The sequence below is a fragment of the Sporosarcina sp. FSL K6-3457 genome (assembly GCF_038007285.1).
Classification (GTDB): Bacteria; Bacillota; Bacilli; order Bacillales_A; family Planococcaceae; genus Sporosarcina.
In genome coordinates this window covers 1,002,901-1,023,433 of record NZ_JBBOWX010000001.1, presented here as the reverse complement: position 1 = coordinate 1,023,433, position 20,533 = coordinate 1,002,901, and the positions used below count along the sequence as shown (strand labels likewise).

Genomic DNA, 20,533 nt, shown 5'->3' with positions numbered 1-20,533 from the left:
GCTTCGCTTTCAGTACAAATACATTTGCTGAATTAAGTTAAGCCTTCGGCGGATGTCTCAGATTTTGAGGGGAGTTAAGGAAGGCAACCTAAGTTCGCCGCGTCCTGCAGCAACGATTGCATGACCAGCATCGTGCTGGCCTCAAGCTCAATTCAAAATCTGGGCGACAATCATGCCGAGGCGCGATTGATAGAAATGACAGCTCCTAAAGCCCCTTCATGATAGACGTCACGATATGTATAGAATCCCACTCTCCACCCGAAAATCTTGTAATGGGGTATTTCCGGGGAAATAGTTTACTTCGAATTTCAGTAGCTGGATTGCCCTGTTGTTGTAACGTCAAGACATCCTGTTGAAGTGCTAATAGATTGTTTAATTTCCTCTCTAACGCAATGCGCCCGTCCTCTACAAACCCCTTGTGATTGCAAAACACCTCATGAAAATCATACGTCAACACCCGCTCTAACGACTGGATAATGGTAGGCACACTTTCCTCTTCCAAGATGACCCTCGTCTTTTCATTAACATATAAATCTCCCGTAAATAATTGCCCGGTTTGTCGATTCAAAAACGCCTTATGATCATAAGCATGACCAGGTGTATCAATGACATCCCATGTCGCATTTCTAGAAGTAAACGTTTCAGGCATCACTTGCGCATGAAACGGCTTTCTTCTCCCCCAAAAAAGCTGCCGATAGAAAGGATAATCTGCTCGCTGCGCACAATAGTCAATTGTTTTTTCATCTATATAAATCGGTAATTTCTTTGTTTTTTCAATGTAAGCTGCGCATCCCGTATGATCCTCATGGAAATGGGTAATCATCACTTGATCAAAATCTGCCTGCTCTATAAAGGTTTCAAAATGCTTACGCAAGGACTGCGCCCCCGTGTCAATTAACACACCATCTACCACATAGCTATATACATTCAGTGCGACACCTTGAAATTTTACTTTCCCATTCAAATAACAAACATCATTTTTCTCCCCAAAGTTTGATGATTTTTTTAACAACACGATTTCATCCCCTCCCCTTGTTCTAAAATATACCATAATTATAGTAGTAAAGTATATCGTCCTACATAAATAATCAGAATAATACAACCACAAATACCACCCACTGTTACCATATTCAAGGGTTTATTCCCTAAAATACAATAGCTTTCACTTCATATAAGTAATAATATGTCGATAGTATAGTTAGATTATTTTTAGCATTTCAAAGGGGTGTTGTATGTGAAAATTGAATCGGTAGGCACTAAAGCAATCCATAGTGGCGCTATCCCTCCAAAGCAAAATAGAGGGAGTTTTGAAATATTTTTGTCAGCTACAACTGAACAGGGCATGAATATCAAAAGGGTTGATCAGTACGATGTGAGAACAATATCAGTTGATGAAATACTGGAAGTAGAAGCGAAAGCTGCTGCTGCTTTTAAACATGGTAATTTAATTAGCCATCAGCAATATACAAGTACTTTAAACGGCTGGAAGCAAACCATTCACGAAGGTATTCAGCAAGTAGCAGCTGTTGAAGAGGTGCAACAAGCTAAAGAACAAGCGCCCTTGAAACAAGGATTATTCCCAGAGGATGCACCGCAGTCATTGAAAGACTATGAAAGTACTTTATCATTAAAAGGGAAAATGAGCTTAATGATGGCCGTTAGTGTACAAAAGTTAATCGCAAATGCTTATCGTGATAGTAGCGAAGGCTGGAAAATTCGCCGTCAAGGAGAACCGGATTATGTTGATATTTTCAAACAACCAAGCTTTTCCTATACAAAATTAGCTGAAGATATGCTAGCTTATATGCAATTTGAACGCACCTATTTACGGCCAGATGAATTTAAAGAAAAGGAGGCCGTACTCAACGGATTTAAAACTGCTGTTGAAGGCTATTAGTGGTGACTCCCAGATTCTAAAGTGATTAGAGCCTGCTACTCTTTATTAATGAGCTTCATAATAAAAATCAATAGTAATAGCAAAAAAATGCTTGATTCCACAACGAAATGTTTTGGAGTCAAGCATTTTCTCTTCTATATGTCCCTACTAACAGCGCTGGGCGATTAGATAGGAGCATTCGTTCAACATATATCATACCGAATCTATTCCTTGCAAATGACTAGATTGAACGATCTCTGCCCAATGGGACAACGAGCGGTGTATGAGCAACAGGATCTTCTATTACGATACACTTTAAGCCGAAGACCTCTTCTACTAGTTGTTCTGTAACAATCTCACGTGGATCTCCTTGTGCAATGACTTGACCATCTTTCATAGCGATGATGTGTGTGGCATATCTCGCCGCATGATTTAAATCATGTAATACGGCAACAAATGTATTCCCTTGTTCATTGAGGTCTTTAAATAATTCCATCAGCTCAATTTGATGGGCAATATCAAGATAGGTTGTAGGCTCATCTAGCAGGAGCAACGGCGTTTGTTGGGCAAGTACCATCGCCACCCAGACCCTTTGTCTTTGACCGCCCGACAGTTCATCCACAAAGCGATGCGAAAGCTCCGTCGTATTCGTGAGCTGCATGGCAGATAACACCGCAGTTTCATCCTCTGCTGTCCATTGCTTAATAAGGCTCTGATACGGATAGCGTCCATGGGCAACGAGGTTCGCCACTGTAATACCGTCTGGAGCCGTCGAAGATTGCGGTAGCAGCCCCAGTATGCGAGCCACTTCCTTTGACTTCAATGAAGTGATTTTCTTCCCATCTAGCAGCACTTGACCGACGGATGGCTTAATTAGCTTAGAAAGTGTACGAAGGAGTGTTGACTTCCCACACGCATTTGGTCCAACAATTACCGTGAATGATCCATCGGGAATTTTTACTGACAAATTTTCAGATATGACCCGACTATCATATTTAATTGTAATGTTTTCTGTCCAAAGTCGGGCATCTGATTGAAAGGTCGTCTGATTTTGGACATTTTCTGCAGTTATCGTCATCGTTCAATTTCAACTTCTTTCAATCAGATTATCGTCATACATGAAACTCGTGCGCGACAAGACCTATCCAATCCTTGCCGATCTTTCCATTAAGAGGCCGTACGTGCTTGGTGAAACAATAACCACACTAGGTAAATCCCGCCCAAGGATAAGGTGATAACACCAACGGGGAAAATCATACCCGAAATAATTCTTTGTGCGAAAATATCTGCGCCTAGCAAAAGAAAAGCACCCATTGCCGCTGCCGGTACAAGGCTCTCCGCAGACTTGGTAAAACGCTGAGCAATCTGTGGAGCGGCTAAAGCAACAAAAGTGACGGGTCCCATTACTGCTGTTGGTATCGCTGTCAAACCAACCGCCACTAAAATCAATACGAGTTGCGTACGTTCAAGTGGAACACCATGAGACTTGGCCGCATCTCCACCTAACTCCATCTCTCGTAAAGGTCTGTTCATAATCCCAGCGCCAATTAGAAAACAAAGCACTAACAGAATTGCCGGGAACGCATGTCTCCAATCGATGCCATTTAAAGACCCAACTCCCCAGGCTGCTGCAGTTAAGGCTACCTCCGCTTTGCTCCGAAGAAGTAGCATAGAGTTAACACTTCCTAAAATAGCTGAAATAGCTATACCGACAATGATGAGGCGAAAACCTTGTGTCCCATTACGAAACGCGAGTATATAAATGACAACCGCCGTTATAAATCCACCAACTAAAGCTCCGGTTGCTACACCTATAAAGGAAGTCGAACCAGAAATCAAAAGAACGACAAGTGCCCCCGTATAGGAGCCTGAAGTAAAACCAATGATGTCTGGGGAACCCAATGGATTTCGCGTTAACGATTGAAAAATCGCTCCACTGACAGCTAATGCTGCTCCGAATACAATAGCACTCAATACACGTGGCAAACGCCATTCAACCACAACAGTTCTCGTCATGCCTGTCGCTTGCCCCGTCAAAGCAGAATAAACATCTTGAAGACTGAATGTCATTGTCCCTACCATTAGCGCAAAAAATCCAGCTACAATCGTTGCTCCAAAGAGTATCGCTGTAACAATCATATTTCTAACATTGATGCGCAATTTAACAGGTCCGTTAAGTCGCACGTATTTTCGACCAAAGTTAATGGGACGCATAACATTCGCTCCTTACATTCAAACAGGTGTAGCTACACTTGTTATACATCATATTCCACTCGCTTTTCGTCGCCGAACAAGAATGAGGAGAATCGGTGCACCAACCAATCCTGTAATAATTCCAACAGGAACCTCCTCTGGAAACAAGACAACCCTACCAATAATATCGGAAAGGATGAGGAGCAGAGGAGCCGCTGCCATTGAATAAAGAAAAATCCAAGGCTGGTCCGGTCCTACAAACCACCGTACACAATGGGGCACCATCAGCCCTATAAAGCCAATCGGTCCAGCTATCGCAGTTGCACCGCCAGCCAACAAGCTAATAGCAATCAGACCTATCGTACGAATCGTTCCTATGTTCACCCCTAAAGATGATGCCCGATCATCACCAAATGCAATGGCATTTAATGCTGGGGCTATTACGAAGGCTAATAGTGCACCAATAATGAGGATTGGTAAGACAGGCCCGAGATCTTCAAGGCTTCTCCTCGCTAATGTACCGACACTCCAGTTCAACATACGTGAGAATGCCTCGCTATTCATTAATGTAAATGCAGTGGTTATACCGCTCAATGCAGCTCCCAATGCAACACCAGCGAGCGTAATTTGTACAGGCGTTGGTGCTTTTTTACCAGCACCTCCACTAATGACATACACAGCTACTGTTGCCGCTAATGCCCCAGCAAGTGCAAACCAGATATAGCCAGACATCGTTGTGACAGAAAACACGCTAATACCCAGTGCAACAGCAAAGGCTGCACCAGCATTGACCCCAAGAATACCAGGATCTGCTAATGGATTTCGCGTCAACGCCTGAATGAGCGCTCCTGCGATACCAAATGCAGGTCCGACTGCAAGTGCGATAAGTGTACGAGGTATACGTGCCTCTCGTATGATTGCATGGTCATAACTATCCGTCGGCGAAAACAGCGCTTGCCAAACAACTTCAAATGGCAGTGGTTTGGCCCCTATCATTAGACTTAAAAAGCCTACTAGTACCAATAGCAAAAGTACTACGATGAAACCAAAAATCCGTTGCAGCCGCATGGATGTAATAGTCTTTGTATGATTCTCCTTCGGCTGCTTTACGGCTTTCACTTGGTTCACTTCCCACTTTCTACTATTTCTTTAAGCTGAGGTGTTAAGTTTTCGATTGTCCATAACAGGGCAGGAATCGTTCCCGTTGAGAATGCATTAGATGTATCAGCATCAAGGATAATCGATCTTCCATCCACGACGGAAGGTATTTTTTTGTATAATTCATTATTTGTTATTTCACTTGGGTCAATCCAAATCGGTAAAATAACAGTTAGGTCCGAATCCAAAAGCTCGAGTTGTTCATCTGCAACGCTAATAAAAAAATTCGAGTTATCGAGTGCTTCAATCTCATCCTTCGTTTTAAATCCAAGTCGAGTAGCAAAATCGATACGTGCATCGCCCTCAACATATGCACCGAAACCAGCAGAGCTATAAGCACCGACAACAATTGTTTTATCGGCAAATTCAGGGTGTTCATTGGCAGCTTTTTCAAATGCAGCATCTACATCCTTCAGCAATGCTTCCCCCTCATCCACTTTGCCAAGTGCTTTTGCAATCATCCGAACTTGCTCCTCTGAGGAAGTCAAATAGCTGTCGCCGCCTTCAGGAACACCAACCGTTGTAGCAATGTCTGATAGGCGTTTGTAGCGTTCATCATCACCTGAAGATTTCACATCCAGAATAAGATCTGGCTCAAGTGCTGCGATTTGCTCGTAATCTAGTTCCATTGTTCCGATAATAGTCGGTGATGTTTCATATGCTCCTTCTAACCAAGGTCCTACACCGTCACCACCAAATGCAAGCCAGTCGCTTGCACCAACTGGCTCAATTCCAAGACTCAATGCAGTCTCAGCATCTCCCCAACCAAGTGCAACAATTCGTTTAGGCTGTTCTGCAATCTCCACTTGCCCAAACTTTGTATCTATCGTAACAACCGCATCACTAGTCGTCGTATCATCAGACTCTTCACTTATATCTTTTGACGCATCTGTTTCATTTGTATCTTTCGGTGTATCTGCTGAACAACCAATTAATCCAAGAATGATTGTTAAAGCAATTGCAATTCCAAAAAATTTAGATAGTTTGATTCTTCTATTCATCTCTACTTTTCCTCCTCATATCACAGCCAATAATGATAATCATTATCATCGTTGATTATACTAGCTTTTTTAGTATTGTCAATCAACCTAATATGCGTACTATGCCATTCATAACTCTATCGGATCGAAGACTTGGCTCTAGATTAGTTACTTTCTTCAACATCAATCTCACTACCTTTATAATGCAGCAAGATGAATGCGATAGAACAACTAAGATGCCTATATTAGCTGGTATAGTTGAAAAAGAAAAAGCTGCCGATACAAAGGGAATCCGCCCGCTGTGCACGATAATCAATCGTTTTTTCATCTATATATGTTGAACTAAAGAATCCTACAAAAACCCGCTTGGCGCTAGGGGATGCCTTCACTGGTGATTAGGTCACAATCATAAGTTCAACTTAATTAAATCGGTAATTTCTTTGTTTTTTCGTAACTACTCAGATACCTAAATTGTTTCATAACTCTCAATATGGGTATCTATTTACTAACTCTACTATTGTGACTCTTACCAACAGCGCTCGGCTCTTGGGGATGCCTTAGCTGGAAATCACATAAAAATCATAAGTTCATTGTATAGAGAAAGGAGAAAATTCCAATGAAATATACAGCCAAAAAAATTGAAGAGATTAGTCATGGAGAACCCATTGAAATTGCATCTTTTATCATGAATCTTCTCCTTTATATTGAAAAGTTGGAGGTCCAAATTGAACAACAGAAAACCCATATTGTTAAACTAGTAACACGCGTAAAAGAACTAGAACGACAAGTAGGGTTAACAAGTACTAACAGTAGTAAACCGCCATCTAGCGATGGTTTACGCAAGCCTAAAAGTCTGCGGAAATCTGGAGGTAAGATGGGCGCCCCAAAGGATCATGACGGCTATACTCTCAAACCGATTGATCAGCCAGATGAAGTCAAATGGCATAAGGTCGAAGTCTGCTTACACTGTGAAACTTCTCTTGCAGATTTACCATCGGAAGGGTATATCCGTCGACAAGTATTCGATTTACCGATTCCCCGTGTTGTGGTTACAGAGCACCGGATTGAAAAAAAAGTGCTGTCCGAACTGTGACACGCAACAACATGCACCTTCCCCGGAAAACGTGAAAGCACCTGTCCAATATGGAGACAATTGGATTGCCACGTGCGCCTATTTACATACATACCACCATCTTCCCCTTGAACGTATCAGTCAACTATTTCACGACATGACCGGCTATCGTCCTAGCTAAGCCACCCTTCTGCACCGTTTGTCCTCTATCTCTACTAAAATTGAGCCCCATACTGCATACATACGAGAAGAACTATTGAAAAGTGCCGTCGTCCATGCGGACGAAACAAGGATGCGCATTGAGGATAAAATGCACTGGTTACATACGGTTAGCAGTTCTGACTGGACACTTTATCATGTCCATGAAAAACGAGGGAAAATAGCGATCAAGGATCACGATGTCTTACCCAAGTACCACGGGATTCTTGTCCACGACTGTTGGGCTTCCTATTTTACGGCTGACTATTCATTTGATCATGCCCTATGTGGTGCTCATCTTCTTCGTGAGTGTCAAGGTATCATCAATTATGATGGCCATCAATGGGCTGCAGATATGAAAGAACTTTTACAAGAAGCCTGTCACCACAAGAAAAAATGGAGACTCGAAGATATACCGATAAAAGGAGCGGACGCTCTTGAATGGGAAATGCGCTACATCAGAATTCTCGAGCGTGGTGCAAAAGAATGGGTCACTGATCCCGTAGTGGATGCCCCACTCAAACGGGGTCGAAAGAAAAAGAGTAAAGCCGCTAATCTAGCTACACGCTTCCTACTCCATAAAACCGCTATATTGCGGTTTGTTCGAGATGCACGTGTGCCTTTTGATAACAGTCAAGCAGAACGGGACATCCGAATGATGAAAGTGAAACAGAAAGTATCAGGCCATTTCCGCACACTTGAAGTGGCTAAACAATTTGCCAAAATCCACGGATTTATTTCCACGCTTCGCAAACAAGGTCGTGATATCCTTTCCTCACTCCTCTCCGTCACACGTGGAGAATTCTCCTTCAAATAGAATGAATCTATGTGGGTTGAACAAATGATACCAGCGAATCTCCAGCGAAGGCGCCTAACAGTGGTGGCCGAAGCGATAAGACTAATAGTGGTCTTCTATTAGGCTTATCGCGGGAGGCATCCCCTAGCGCCAAACGTTGTTGATAGAATTTTTTATATCAACATAGATACCTAAGTAGTTACGTTTTTTCAATATAAGCTGCACAGCCCCGTATGGTCCTCATGGAAATGTGTAATCATCACTTGTTCAAAATCTGCTGCATCTATAATGGGCCCCAAATGTGTATGTAATGATTGCGAACCCGTATCTATCACGACATCCTCCACCACATAACTGTAGACATTCAAATAGGAAACGCCGTTTTTCTCCCCAGAATTTGATGATTTCTTTAGCAGCATGTCTGTCATCCCCCCTTCCCTTATTCTGAAACATACCATAAGAGTGCGGAAAAAAATATTTTTGATATGAATTACGCCGAGGCGTAATTGCGTCCAAATTTTGAAGGGAGTGAATGGCACCACAAAAATAATCGGTCTGTAGTATACTAAAAAAACATGGAGGGACATACATGAAGATTATACGAGCTCGACTTTTAAAATATGGAGTAGATGCAGAATGGGTGGATCTTTTTTCATTTGTCATCTTAATCACACTCATTATACTTATTTGCATCATCGCAAATTTCATTACGAAACAAGTGATTATCCGATTTATTACTCATATTATTCGAAAATATCAATTGACCTGGGGACATATTTTACTGGAGCGAAAAGTATTCCGGCAATTATCTCATTTCGTGCCTGCAATTATTATTTATTCCTTTGCCTCTACTTTTCCGACCTATCGAAACTTTATTGAAACGTTGGCTATGACTTATATTATGATTGTGGCATTTAGTGTCATTAATCGTTTGTTAAGCGTATTGAATGCTATTTATCAAACGTATGAAATATCAAAAACGAAACCTATCAAAGGCTATATACAAGTTATTAAAATCATTGTCATCATCATCGGCACTATATTGCTCCTTGCGAATTTAATGGGTGAAAGTCCCCTTATCCTCCTGAGTGGAATTGGGGCTCTGTCAGCAGTGTTCATGTTAGTTTTCAAAGATTCGATACTGGGACTCGTCGCAGGCGTTCAATTATCTGCCACCGATATGGTACGAGTTGGTGATTGGATTGAAATGCCGAAATACGGTGCGAATGGGGATGTAATTGATATTTCTTTGAATACAGTCATGGTACAGAACTTCGATCGGACCGTTACAATGATTCCAAGTTATACACTTATCTCAGATTCCTTCATTAACTGGCGCGGAATGCAGGAATCCGGCGGAAGGCGCATTAAACGTGCATTGCATATTGATATGTCTAGTATTAAATTTTGTACAAACGAGATGATTGAGCACTTTAAAGAAATTGATATTTTGGTGGATTATATTGTTGAACGAGAACATGAAGTTGAAGCGTATAATCGCGAAAATGACATTGATCGCAGTAATATTGTTAATGGAAGAGCATTGACCAATATAGGTGTCTTTCGGGCATACATTACTCAATATATCCAACGTCATCCTGGGATTCATCAGGAAATGACATTAATGGTTCGACAGCTAGCCCCTGGCGAGCATGGACTACCGATTGAAATTTACGCCTTTACTAATACGATTCAATGGTCTGTTTATGAGACGGTTCAAGCAGATATATTCGATCATCTGTTTGCCATCGCGGAACAATTCGAGCTTCGCATTTTCCAAAGTCCAGCAGGCAGTGACTTCAAAGTTTTATAAATAGACAGCTGATATTATTTTGCATAGTTTTTTAGTGATTTTAGACACTATGAAAGGAGAGCATTATGTATATTTTAAAACAACAATGGTTCGGGAATATACGTGCCGATATTTTAGCAGGTATTGTTGTAGGACTAGCACTCATTCCTGAAGCATTGGCTTTTGCATTTATTGTAGGTGTCGATCCACGTGTCGCATTGTATGCTTCATTTACGATTGCCGTCATTACTTCGTTTGTAGGTGGCCGACCTGGTTTAATTTCCGCTGCGACAGGTGCAATGGCTTTAGTGCTCGTCAGCTTAATGGCGAATCACGGCCTGCAATATGTACTGGCAGCCACAATTTTAACAGGAATTATTCAATTAATCCTTGGTGGGCTTGGTGTTGCGAATTTAATGCGCTTCATCCCTAACTCCGTCATGCTTGGATTTGTGAATGCACTCGGAATTATGATTTTTATTACACAAATGCCTTATTTACTGGGGTCAACTAGTATGACCTATGTGTTTGCAATTATTACATTGATTTTAGTGTACGCAATTCCGCGATTTTTCACAGCTATTCCTGCACCTCTGATTGCAATTGTCGTGATGACAAGTATTGCGCTCATCAGTGGTGTGAAGTTACAAACGATAGGCGATCTGGGGACGATGCCAAATTCATTACCGATTTTTTTCCTTCCAGATATCCCGCTTAACTTTGAAACGTTAAAAATTATTTTACCTTATTCTTTAGCTTTATCGATTGTCGGTTTATTGGAATCCTTACTTACATCCCAAGTATTGGATGATATGACGGATACGCCGAGTAATAAAAATAAAGAAGCACGTGGACAAGGTATCGCCAACTTTATCACTGGTTTTTTCGGCGGAATGGCAGGCTGCGCTTTAATTGGTCAATCGATCATCAATATTAAGTCAGGTGGACGAGGACGCTTATCGACTTTTACCGCTGGTGTATTTCTCATGTTTTTAATTATCGTTTTAGGTGATGTTGTTATCAAAGTTCCCATGCCTGTTCTTGTTGGGGTTATGATTATGGTTAGTTTTACAACATTTAATTGGGGTTCGTTCAAGTTTCTGAAACAAGCGCCTAAATCGGAATCACTTGTTATGCTCATGACCGTTGCGATTATTTTATATACACATAATTTAGCGATTGGTGTTGTGATGGGCGTTATATTAAGTGCACTATTTTTTGTCGCAAAAATTTCTCGTGTGACAGTCACATATGATAAGGATGAATATAAGGTAAATGGCCCTTTATTTTTCGCATCTACTACAAAGTTTATTCAGTCATTCGATACCGTTTCAGAAGATGAAATCGTCATTAATTTTGAAAATAGTCAGCTGTGGGATGAATCGGCGGTCGCTGCAATCTATAAAGTGAAACAGAAGCTTGAGCAAAAAGGTGTGAAGGTACAGATTCAAGGATTAAATTCTTCAAGTGAACAATTGTACAAACGATTAACATAAGGGAGGCATTCATATGAAGATTGCTGTAGCCATTGATGGCTCAGAAAATGCTGTACGTGCGGCAAAACATGCGATTACACTCTGCAAATATTTACCTGATGTGAATTTAGAGATTATTTATGTCGCGGATTATAATAAGGCGAAAGATGAACGACTGTTAACACAAAGCCCAGAGAGCTTAACGTTAAAACGCGATCAAAAAGTGCTACCCATTGTAGAACTAGCAAAAGACATCGGAGTGCAGACGAAGATTACCATGTTAAAAGGGAATCCAAGTCAAGAAATAATAAAGTATGTGAATTCCGAAGAAATTGACCAACTTGTCATCGGCAGTCGCGGCTTAAATACGTTGCAAGAAATGGTGCTTGGTAGCGTCAGCCACAAAGTCATGAAGCATGTGAACTGTCCGATAACGATTGTAAAATAGAGAGTAGACAAATATTTTTCCACGCCTGTTGATTTACCAAAAAGTAACTTAATTAAACACTAGGCACTCTGTGTATAGTCGCTTTGGTTCGCTGTGGATTGAACGACTTCTATACGATTACCGGCTGTTTTTTATGTATAGGGAAGAAAGAATAGCTGGCTTTTTACATGGCTAAAAGCCGCCAAAGATACAATTTTGGCAGCTGAAGCTTTTACCATGGTCCTTCCTATTGTTATTTTAGGAAATGGCACATTCTTATAAAACTTGCTAAAAGTAAAGTTGGGGCACCTTATACAACGTGCAAGAGTGCCCGAAATTGCATCTTCGGGCACTTACTCCCTATAAAAAGTCATCTATTCTTTTCTTTCCAAGCAACTGCATTTTTCACTTGAACGTTGTAGGTACGCGACAGGCAACTATTCATAACAGGATGACCGGAAAAGGATGGCTAGAAACGACTTCGTCATTTCTAGCCATCCTTGCTCCTCGGGGGAGGAATGAACTGCAATTCCTCCTTGGTAATGATGTCTTGAATATTTCGCCGAAAGCGAACCTGAAATAATCTAGTGAAAAGGTGGTTTTCAAGCCTTGACTTACCCTTGATTTATGCAATTAAATGGTTAATCAACAGACGTGATATTTTTCAAACAAAAAAGAATGACCTTATTTTTTGAAATAAGTAAAATTATTTAAAGCGAATCCCCAATAAGCCGCCAGTTTCTTCGGCATCCGTCAATTTAATCACTATTTATAGTCGTGATAATTACATCAGTTCAACCTCTAAACAAATGCCTCTTATGCCACTTAAAATAAGGCTTGTTCTGTTCTTTTCGAGCAATTTTCATTTTAGGTTGGATACCATATTTCTCATAATCTTCTTCCGGAACCTGTGACGAAATATGTAACCTCCCCTGTCCATCAAAAGCGATAAATCCATTTTCATAAAGCGCATTATGATTACAACAAAGTAGCACACCATTATAAGCATCCACTCTCTCAACATCCGTACTATCTTTCCAAGGCTTTGAATAGCTTGCGTGAAGTAATTCAGGTAATTCAATCTCACAGAGCGCACACTTTTTAGCCCACACTGGTAGTAAACCTTGTCTAAACTTTTTTCGGCCTAAACGAATCTTTGTTTTCACTTCTGTTTCTGTTTCCGCAAGCATTGGAATAAATGTGTTACGCTCCGTTTGGCGTACCGTACTAATTGCTAATTCCAGTTGCTCTTCATCTACTTGATAAATGTTCAGATCACTAATCATCTCCAATAACTTGATCGTTAATTCCTCATTGCAAGGATACAAATAACCTTGATTCCCATTGGCATCTGCTTGAAATGGGGAATACTTTATCGGCAAAAGCGGCAAAATGGCATCGAATTTCGCTCGTACATTTACAGGTACTTCAAGCTCATGATAGTCCAATTCCACCAAATATCCGCTATCATCATTTGGCTCACTAGATGGTCTCTGCGCTATCTGACATCCCGTTTTAGCCACACTAATCGCTACAATACTTCCTTTTACATAATGAAAAATGCGATTCCCCTCATTGACTTCCATCACACGTAGCCATGAATGTGGAAAACTCCCATCACTAGCTTGCTTCCGTGACCAAATCATCCCTAATTCCTTTTCTTCCTGATACGTTTGACCTTGCATCACAATGAAACTTTGCATGTGTAGCACACTCCCTCAATTCAACGATCTTCTATTATTATAATAACTGCTTATCGTTGCGCTTGCTGTAATTATGATTGCATCTTGAATGAATCGATAACCACCAAAAAGCCACACTTCCCGAATCATCTTCGATAAGCATGGCTTTTAAATGCTATTTTATTTTTGTTGGAATCCCCAAGATTTCATAGAAACTAGTTTACCTTCTTTACGTTCCTTCGCATATTCAGCTGTAGCAGTGAACAATACGTCAGAAGATGCATTCGGGGCAGTTTCACAAGAATCTTGAATAACACCGATGATGAAGCCTACACCAACAACTTGCATTGCGATATCATTTGGAACTCAAAATAAACTACATGCTAGTGGAATCAGTAAAATGATAAAAATGCACAATCACTTCTCCACGTTGTGGTACTATCTATTTATCTCACCTTGAAATAGACTGATGCCGCATTTTAACATGACCTCTCCGAATTGTGATAGTACACCACATATTATTCAGCAAAAGGATTATATTCGTTTGTATATAGATCTTCTACCTTCACTTGGCCTTCCTCTAACTCTCCATTTTTCACAAGCCAATCAACCCATACATCATATTCTGAAGCTGTAATGACACCGCCTGTTTCAGCAATACCAGTACTTTGCCAATACTTCAGATTATCGGTCGTTTCCTTCCATCCACGCTCTTTAATAATTTTCTCAAAGCGTGCAATTACTTCTTCCCTAGGAGTTGTTTGTGCCCAATCAATTGCTTTTGCAACCCCTTCTACAAATTGTTTTACAGTATTAGGATTTTCTTTGATATATTGCTCTGTAAAAAAATAATCTCCTGCAGTAAACTCAGACCCAAACACTTCAATATCTTTAAATATTTCAGTTATACCTCCTATTTCTAAAGCTCGATCTCTTGCAATACCGCTTAATATAACCACATCTATTTGATTATTTCGCAGTGATTGTTCTGCATTCGATGCTGGAATAGTCACTAATGTCACTTCGTCAATTTCTTTTTCAGTTAATCCACCTTTACGTAAATAGTCTTTGACAACAAACTCCATATGGGCTCCTAAAATATTTACACCTATTTTTTTACCTATAAAATCTTTTTCAGATTCTATCGAACTACCTTCAAGTGCATATGCTCCCATAAATGTATTTTCATCACTTCCATAACTACCAACAACCGACTTTAATTTCACATTTTTTGAATAGGATTTTATTATCGCACCATTGAATGCTGAACCAAAATCCGTTTGTTTTGTTGCTGTTAGTTGGATACTTTCCGGGCCGCCTGTACTAATACCTATATTATCTAACTTCAAATCTCCTAAATATCCTAGGTCTGCCGCTAACTCAGGCAATACAACACTACCCGGCGCGCTTTGATATTGTAATACCTTATCCTCCCCTCCTGCAGTAGCTGTCTTATCACCCGAACAGCCTGCTAAAAGACTACTCACTAGGCCTATAATCAAAGTAAATGATGCTAATTTTCCCATCAACTATCTCCTCACTTTCCCACTGATTGAGTCTATTTTTTTATGGATTCACACACAGGTACTGAAAGCCCTAAATTCCCGCGAAGTGTTTCACTCTCATATTCAGTACGGAATAAGCCACGACTTTGTAATTCTGGAATCACTAATTCTACGATATCGTTTAGACCTTCCGGGAATGTTGGCGGCATAATATTAAAACCGTCTGCTCCTTCATTTAAGAACCACTCTTCTAGATGATCCACGATTTGCTTTGGTGTACCAACGATTTCACGATGCCCGCGGGCACCTGCAATACGCTCATAAACTTCACGTAATGTGTGTAAGTTTTCTCGCTCCGCGATATCTAGAATAATATTGAGGCGAATTTGAGGATTCGTTTTATCTTCGAGCTCACCAATATCCGGAAGTGGTGCATTCACATCGTGCCCCGTTAAATCCACACCAATGAAGTTCGATAAATATGCAAGACCTACTTCCGGCAAAATATAGCTATTCAAGTCTTTCTGTTTGGCAAAAGCTTCTTCCTCTGTTTTTGCCACGGTAATAAATACACCAGGCATAATTTTTAAATCCTCTGGCCGACGCCCATATTTTGCAAGGCGCCCTTTGACGTCCCGATAGAAAATTTGCGCATCTTTAAGTGTTTGCCACGCTGTAAAAATGACCTCCGCCGTTTTCGCCGCTAACTCTTTCCCAGCTTCCGAAGATCCTGCTTGAACAATGACCGGGTGTCCTTGCGCTGTCGAAGGTGAATCAAGCGTCCCTTGCACTTTAAACCAGTTTCCCTCATGATCGACTGGATGTACCTTCTCCAAGTCTAAAAACTGTCCTTTCTCTTTATCAATTACAAGTGCCTCATCTTCAATAGAGAACCACAGCTTCTTGACGACATCTACAAATTCCTCTGCGCGTTCATATCGACGCGCATGCTCTAAATGCTTTTCTTTACCGAACAGAAATGATTCACTAACATTTGCCGATGTGACCACGTTCCAAGCTGCTCGACCTTTCGACAAGTGATCAATTGCACTAAATTTACGCGCTACATGGAACGGTTCGTTGTAAGTTGTTGTCAATGTAGCTACTAAACCAATATTTTTAGTAACCGCTGCAAGTGCCGAAAGAATGATGACTGGATCTAATTTCAAACCTGAATATCCTTTTTCTGTAGGTGTTTGACCAAGTACATCTGCAAAAAATACCATGTCAAACTTTCCATGCTCTGCCGTTTGAGCTAGTTCTTTCAAATACTCTAAATCAAATGTACGATTAGCACTTGAAGAAGGGTGACGCCAGCTCGCTACATGGTGCCCAGGTAAATTGAAAAATGCACCTAATTTCATTTGTCTATCTGCCACATTCAAAACTCCCACTTATCATATTTGTTTACTAAGGATTAAATCCAAAAAAATTCTACTCCCATAAATCTCTAGTTCTGTTCACTCGGATTTTGTTTCCATTTCGAAAATTTACGTTCAAGCATACTTAAACTTTGATTAATTAGTAATCCCAATAAAGCAATTGTTAAAATACCCGCATACATTTCAGGGATTTGAAAGTTATATTGGGAATAAGTAATTAAATAACCTAAACCTTCTTTCGCCCCTACCATTTCTGCTGCGATTAACACTAAAATCGCCCCGGTTCCTGCCATACGAATGCCAGTAAAAATGGTTGGTATAGATGCAGGTAAGATTACTTTTAGAAATAGCTTGAACGAAGAAATATTCATCGAACGGGCCGATTTAATTAGTAATGGATCCACGTTACCTACAGCTGCAATTGTATTTAGAAGAATGGGCCATGTGCAAGCAAATAAGACAATCGCAATTTTAGATGTTTCCCCAATTCCTAGTAATAACATAAATACTGGCAGCAAGGCTAATGCGGCTGTATTCCGGAACAATTCCATTATTGGATTTAATAATTCTCTTGCTAATGGGTACCAGCCTATTATTAATCCCAACGGAATCGCAATAAGTAACGCTAGCCCAAAGCCACTCAGGGAACGAGTGATGCTCGCTAAAAAATGGGCAAAAAGTTCGCCGGAAATAATCATTTCCCACCAAGCAATTACGACACTTGAAAACGAAGGGAAAAATGCAGCATCTACTAAACCAATTCGTGGCGCTATTTCCCAGAGTGAAAAAAATGCGACTAATACAATGGACTGTTTAGCAAACTTTTGTATACTAGATAGCCCAAAAGCTTTTTGTTTAATCGGCTTCACAGATGAACTACTTGATTCTATCGTTACCATATGAATGAACTCCTCTCTCCCTTTATATATTTGCTCCTTGGTACTCAGCTTCATGTAGCAAACTCCAAACCTCATGGCGCGCTTTCACAAAAACCGGATGGGAACGAATATCGGCATCCTCTAAACGATTTTTAAGTGGGATATTTACAATCTCTTTCACCCTTCCTGGATTCGGTGATAAAATCACTACACGCTCTCCTAAATAGACTGCCTCATCAATACCGTGTGTAATAAAAATAATTGTTTTCTTCGTTTTCTGCCAAATACGCAAAAGCTCACTTTGCAATGATTCACGTGTTTGCGCATCCAATGCTGCAAAAGGTTCATCCATTAGCAGCACATCTGGGTTAAACGCTAAACTTCTAGCAATCGCTACGCGTTGCTTCATTCCTCCGGACAGCTCATGTGGATAACGCTCTCCAAAATCGCTCAGACCAACTAGAGAAAGAAAATGATCTGCTTGCTCTTTGCGTTCATGCTTTGGTATCCCCTTTGCCTCTAGTCCAAATTCAATATTGCCACGCGCTGTCTTCCAAGGAAATAAAGCATACTGCTGAAAAACAGTACCACGATCTAATCCGGGACCTGTTATTTCTTTCCCATCAATTAAAATACGTCCGCTTGTTGGTTTCGTTATCCCCCCTAGTAAATCCAGCAACGTCGATTTTCCACACCCACTCGGTCCTACTAATGTGACAAACTCTCCTTCTTTAACACTAAAATCTACATCCTTTATCGCTGTGAATTCTTGTGTTGCCCCTTTATTTTTTGCATCACGAACAGTAAACTTTTTTATGACACGCTCAAACCTAATTTTTTCAACAGCTTTCATTTCTATCACACCATCCCTTTATTTCAAGTAAACAGATTAATATAATATGTTTATAATAATAGATACCCTTTGAATTATTTATTTAACATACGTATCTAGGTTACTTTATAAAAAAATCCCGGTTGTCGGGATATATAGATAATTCTTCATCCCTTTCCCACTTCCTTGCTGATGTTTTATATTCTATTAAAATTGTTGGTTAACGTTTTCACATTCATAAGCATTTTATTATGTTTGCTTTCTTATTCCTGTAAACTCATTTAATTTTGTTGCCAGTCCACCATGTCCAAATTTAATAAATTTTGATTCACCTTGCCATAATCCTTCCTCTAAAGAGAACTTCAGGAATTCCAACAAGAGAATTCGACGGCAATACACATTGACAATCCCATTCTCATAAAACCAGTTATCAATTGTATTAAAAACACCCCTATTCACACCGAATTGTCGATCGCACCATTTAAAAAATTGTAAATCGGGAAGATTTAGTAATTCACACCTTGCCCTAGGAACTTTACCCATCAGTTTCAAATAAGTCTCTTTAGAGATTATGTCTTGCGTTTGCATAATAAATTACCTCCCTTCAAAATCCCTATTACCAAGATAGTTCTCTATAAACAGAGAAGGCCCCACCTTAGTTGTTAAATTAAGATGAGGACCTTTAGTTTTCTAATCAGCCGATTTCTCTATTTTATTGTTAACTAACACGGTTTTCTATTACTTCTTTCTGATTCTGAAAGTGCTTCAACACATCATTGAGCCGATTCTCAGCTTCCTCTGCAATGAGAAACTCATTTCCGTCTAATCGCTTAATTTGTTCGTCCACCACAAAGACACCCTTTAATATTTCTGTAGCTCCAAGTTCAGATAGCACTGGTTTTAAGGCGTATTCAATCGCAAGTAAATGACCTATAGAACCGCCTATCGCAACGGGGAATACCGATTTCCCTTTTAATATTCTTCGTGGCAGTAAATCAAGGTATGTCTTCAAAATCCCTGTGAATGATGCTTTATACACAGGTGTTAGCACAACTACAATATCTGCATCCTCAACAATTTGATTTGCTTGAATAATCTCTTCACTGGAAAAGTTGGATTTTATTAGATCCTCGGCAGGCAAATCATGTACGTAAATTATGTTGTAAGGCAAACCCTCTGTTTCAAAAAAACTTTCTATTCTATTTTGAATCCCTGTCAATCGAGACTCCTTGCTGTTCCCACCGTTAATAATAACCGCTTTTGACATCTACCCTCATCCTCCAATTAGGTTTTAGATAAAATCTGTGCTTGTTCATCAAATAGAGATAATCAATTCATATAATCGGATGCCCTACATTTCCACTCCTTAGTGAATACTATTTTTCTGAAGTTTTTAAAATAAAAAAGGACATAAAAATGTAAGTTACTCACATTTTCACGTCCTTTGGATGCCCAATTGGATGCCTTTTTTATTTGATTGCTTCTGAATATACTTCATATTAAACCACAATTCCTATTAGTCAAGTATGTTTTAAAAATTTATATCACCTTTTCTTTTTCCAAGTAATTAGGCCCCTTCTTAATTGACTTATGCACATATACTTAGTTTTTTTGTCCGCCCAAATTTTTGGCTCTTAAAGGAAAACGTTGCTTTTCCAGCCGGTCAATTTGTGTGATTTTCGAATCATGAATAACAATTTCCACTGAACCGTATTGAATTCCTTTCAAAGACTGTACAATTCGTTCAATCCATTGATCATCCATTTGTTTATCCAACATGATCTTCCTCCTGTTTTGTAATTCCGACAATGATAGTCGTTTATTATAATAAAAAGCCCCAAGTAACTTAGCATTAATAAAATGTTAAATTCCAAGGGGCCTTCAATTATCTGATTGGTGCCATTTCCATGCAATTTACTAATTTGGCTTTGGCGTAAATTGCACTGAGATTTTGAATTGAGCTTGAAGCCTCCAAAGAGGAATTGTAGTGCATTCCTACTTTACTGAAGTATTGAACTGCATTCGCTGAATGATTTTAAACCAAGTAAATCAATATGTTTAATATTGTTTTAGATTTTAACCTACTTTTCGTGCTCTGTCTATACTTTTATTGAGCGAGCGGAGTAATTAAGATTGGTGTAATAAGTAAAGTGGCTGTCGCACCATTTTCAGCGCAATCGAAATAACTGATTTGCTAGTCTAGAATCAGTATTAGGCTTATACCTAAAAATCACCATTACTTCATCTAAAATGCATGATAATATTGCGCAGAGTATGAGGCAACCAA

Annotated in this window: 20 protein-coding genes and 1 pseudogene; 6 read left to right on the top strand and 15 right to left on the bottom strand. The window is 39.9% G+C overall.

Annotated elements, in window-relative coordinates; translation table 11 throughout:
• Positions 1-205 precede the first annotated feature (205 nt).
• The gene (locus N1I80_RS04950) at positions 206-1,015 is read right to left on the bottom strand and encodes an MBL fold metallo-hydrolase (protein WP_340736822.1); all 810 of its coding nucleotides are present in this window, start codon (positions 1,013-1,015) and stop codon (positions 206-208) included.
• A 219-nt stretch (positions 1,016-1,234) separates the two neighbouring features.
• Here N1I80_RS04950 and N1I80_RS04945 point away from each other — a divergent pair, with 219 nt between their 5' ends.
• Positions 1,235-1,897: a hypothetical protein gene (locus tag N1I80_RS04945; protein WP_340736821.1), complete on the top strand. Its 663-nt coding sequence runs from the start codon at positions 1,235-1,237 to the stop codon at positions 1,895-1,897.
• Positions 1,898-2,117: 220 nt separating this feature from the next.
• Here the strand turns inward: N1I80_RS04945 and N1I80_RS04940 are convergent, their stop codons facing one another.
• The 4 genes from N1I80_RS04940 to N1I80_RS04925 all read right to left on the bottom strand — a co-directional run bounded on the left by N1I80_RS04940 (position 2,118) and on the right by N1I80_RS04925 (position 6,228).
• Positions 2,118-2,954 carry an ABC transporter ATP-binding protein gene (locus tag N1I80_RS04940; protein ID WP_340736820.1) on the bottom strand — a complete coding sequence of 279 codons (837 nt, stop codon included), beginning with the start codon at positions 2,952-2,954 and terminating at the stop codon, positions 2,118-2,120.
• 89 nt (positions 2,955-3,043) lie between these two features.
• Positions 3,044-4,090 carry a FecCD family ABC transporter permease gene (locus tag N1I80_RS04935; protein ID WP_340736819.1) on the bottom strand — a complete coding sequence of 349 codons (1,047 nt, stop codon included), beginning with the start codon at positions 4,088-4,090 and terminating at the stop codon, positions 3,044-3,046.
• 48 nt (positions 4,091-4,138) lie between these two features.
• Positions 4,139-5,188: a FecCD family ABC transporter permease gene (locus N1I80_RS04930; protein WP_340736818.1), complete on the bottom strand. Its 1,050-nt coding sequence runs from the start codon at positions 5,186-5,188 to the stop codon at positions 4,139-4,141.
• Positions 5,189-5,193: 5 nt separating this feature from the next.
• The gene (locus N1I80_RS04925) at positions 5,194-6,228 is read right to left on the bottom strand and encodes an iron-siderophore ABC transporter substrate-binding protein (protein ID WP_340736817.1); all 1,035 of its coding nucleotides are present in this window, start codon (positions 6,226-6,228) and stop codon (positions 5,194-5,196) included.
• 595 nt (positions 6,229-6,823) lie between these two features.
• On the opposite strand from N1I80_RS04925, the gene N1I80_RS04920 reads away from it, so the two are divergent.
• Together N1I80_RS04920 and tnpC are read left to right on the top strand one after the other, a co-directional pair.
• Positions 6,824-7,300, top strand: coding sequence for a DUF6444 domain-containing protein (locus tag N1I80_RS04920; protein ID WP_340736405.1), 477 nt, complete (start codon positions 6,824-6,826; stop codon positions 7,298-7,300).
• 178 nt (positions 7,301-7,478) lie between these two features.
• The gene (gene tnpC / locus N1I80_RS04915) at positions 7,479-8,294 is read left to right on the top strand and encodes an IS66 family transposase (protein ID WP_445683629.1); all 816 of its coding nucleotides are present in this window, start codon (positions 7,479-7,481) and stop codon (positions 8,292-8,294) included.
• Between the two features lie 188 nt (positions 8,295-8,482).
• On the opposite strand, the gene N1I80_RS04910 is transcribed toward tnpC, so the two are convergent.
• Complete coding sequence (locus N1I80_RS04910) at positions 8,483-8,692, bottom strand: hypothetical protein (protein WP_340736816.1); 210 nt, start codon at positions 8,690-8,692, stop codon at positions 8,483-8,485.
• Positions 8,693-8,862: 170 nt separating this feature from the next.
• Between N1I80_RS04910 and N1I80_RS04905 the strand changes: the two genes are divergently transcribed.
• The 3 genes from N1I80_RS04905 (at position 8,863) to N1I80_RS04895 (ending at position 11,988) form a co-directional block, all read left to right on the top strand.
• Complete coding sequence (locus N1I80_RS04905; protein ID WP_340736815.1) at positions 8,863-10,086, top strand: mechanosensitive ion channel family protein; 1,224 nt, start codon at positions 8,863-8,865, stop codon at positions 10,084-10,086.
• Positions 10,087-10,151: 65 nt separating this feature from the next.
• Positions 10,152-11,561: a SulP family inorganic anion transporter gene (locus N1I80_RS04900; RefSeq protein WP_340736814.1), complete on the top strand. Its 1,410-nt coding sequence runs from the start codon at positions 10,152-10,154 to the stop codon at positions 11,559-11,561.
• Positions 11,562-11,574: 13 nt separating this feature from the next.
• A complete protein-coding gene (locus N1I80_RS04895; protein WP_340736813.1) occupies positions 11,575-11,988 on the top strand; it encodes a universal stress protein in 414 nt (137 codons plus the stop codon).
• Between the two features lie 773 nt (positions 11,989-12,761).
• Here N1I80_RS04895 and N1I80_RS04890 read toward each other — a convergent pair.
• From N1I80_RS04890 to N1I80_RS04850, 9 genes and pseudogenes are all read right to left on the bottom strand, one after another.
• On the bottom strand, positions 12,762-13,670 hold the full coding sequence (locus tag N1I80_RS04890; RefSeq protein WP_340736812.1) for an HNH endonuclease: 909 nt from the start codon (positions 13,668-13,670) through the stop codon (positions 12,762-12,764).
• A 159-nt stretch (positions 13,671-13,829) separates the two neighbouring features.
• Positions 13,830-14,051 (bottom strand): annotated as a pseudogene (locus N1I80_RS04885) (serine/threonine transporter SstT); the annotation flags it as partial.
• A gap of 116 nt (positions 14,052-14,167) precedes the next feature.
• Positions 14,168-15,175: an ABC transporter substrate-binding protein gene (locus N1I80_RS04880; RefSeq protein WP_340736811.1), complete on the bottom strand. Its 1,008-nt coding sequence runs from the start codon at positions 15,173-15,175 to the stop codon at positions 14,168-14,170.
• 32 nt (positions 15,176-15,207) lie between these two features.
• The gene (locus N1I80_RS04875; protein ID WP_340736810.1) at positions 15,208-16,533 is read right to left on the bottom strand and encodes an LLM class flavin-dependent oxidoreductase; all 1,326 of its coding nucleotides are present in this window, start codon (positions 16,531-16,533) and stop codon (positions 15,208-15,210) included.
• A gap of 71 nt (positions 16,534-16,604) precedes the next feature.
• Complete coding sequence (locus N1I80_RS04870) at positions 16,605-17,435, bottom strand: ABC transporter permease (RefSeq protein ID WP_340736809.1); 831 nt, start codon at positions 17,433-17,435, stop codon at positions 16,605-16,607.
• Positions 17,436-17,457: 22 nt separating this feature from the next.
• The gene (locus N1I80_RS04865) at positions 17,458-18,267 is read right to left on the bottom strand and encodes an ABC transporter ATP-binding protein (RefSeq protein WP_340736808.1); all 810 of its coding nucleotides are present in this window, start codon (positions 18,265-18,267) and stop codon (positions 17,458-17,460) included.
• Positions 18,268-18,495: 228 nt separating this feature from the next.
• On the bottom strand, positions 18,496-18,834 hold the full coding sequence (locus tag N1I80_RS04860; RefSeq protein WP_340736807.1) for a hypothetical protein: 339 nt from the start codon (positions 18,832-18,834) through the stop codon (positions 18,496-18,498).
• Positions 18,835-18,964: 130 nt separating this feature from the next.
• Entirely contained in the window at positions 18,965-19,513 is a 549-nt protein-coding gene (gene ssuE, locus N1I80_RS04855) for an NADPH-dependent FMN reductase (RefSeq protein WP_340736806.1), read from the bottom strand.
• Between the two features lie 335 nt (positions 19,514-19,848).
• A complete protein-coding gene (locus N1I80_RS04850) occupies positions 19,849-20,025 on the bottom strand; it encodes a YezD family protein (RefSeq protein ID WP_340736805.1) in 177 nt (58 codons plus the stop codon).
• Between the last annotated feature and the right edge of the window lie 508 nt (positions 20,026-20,533).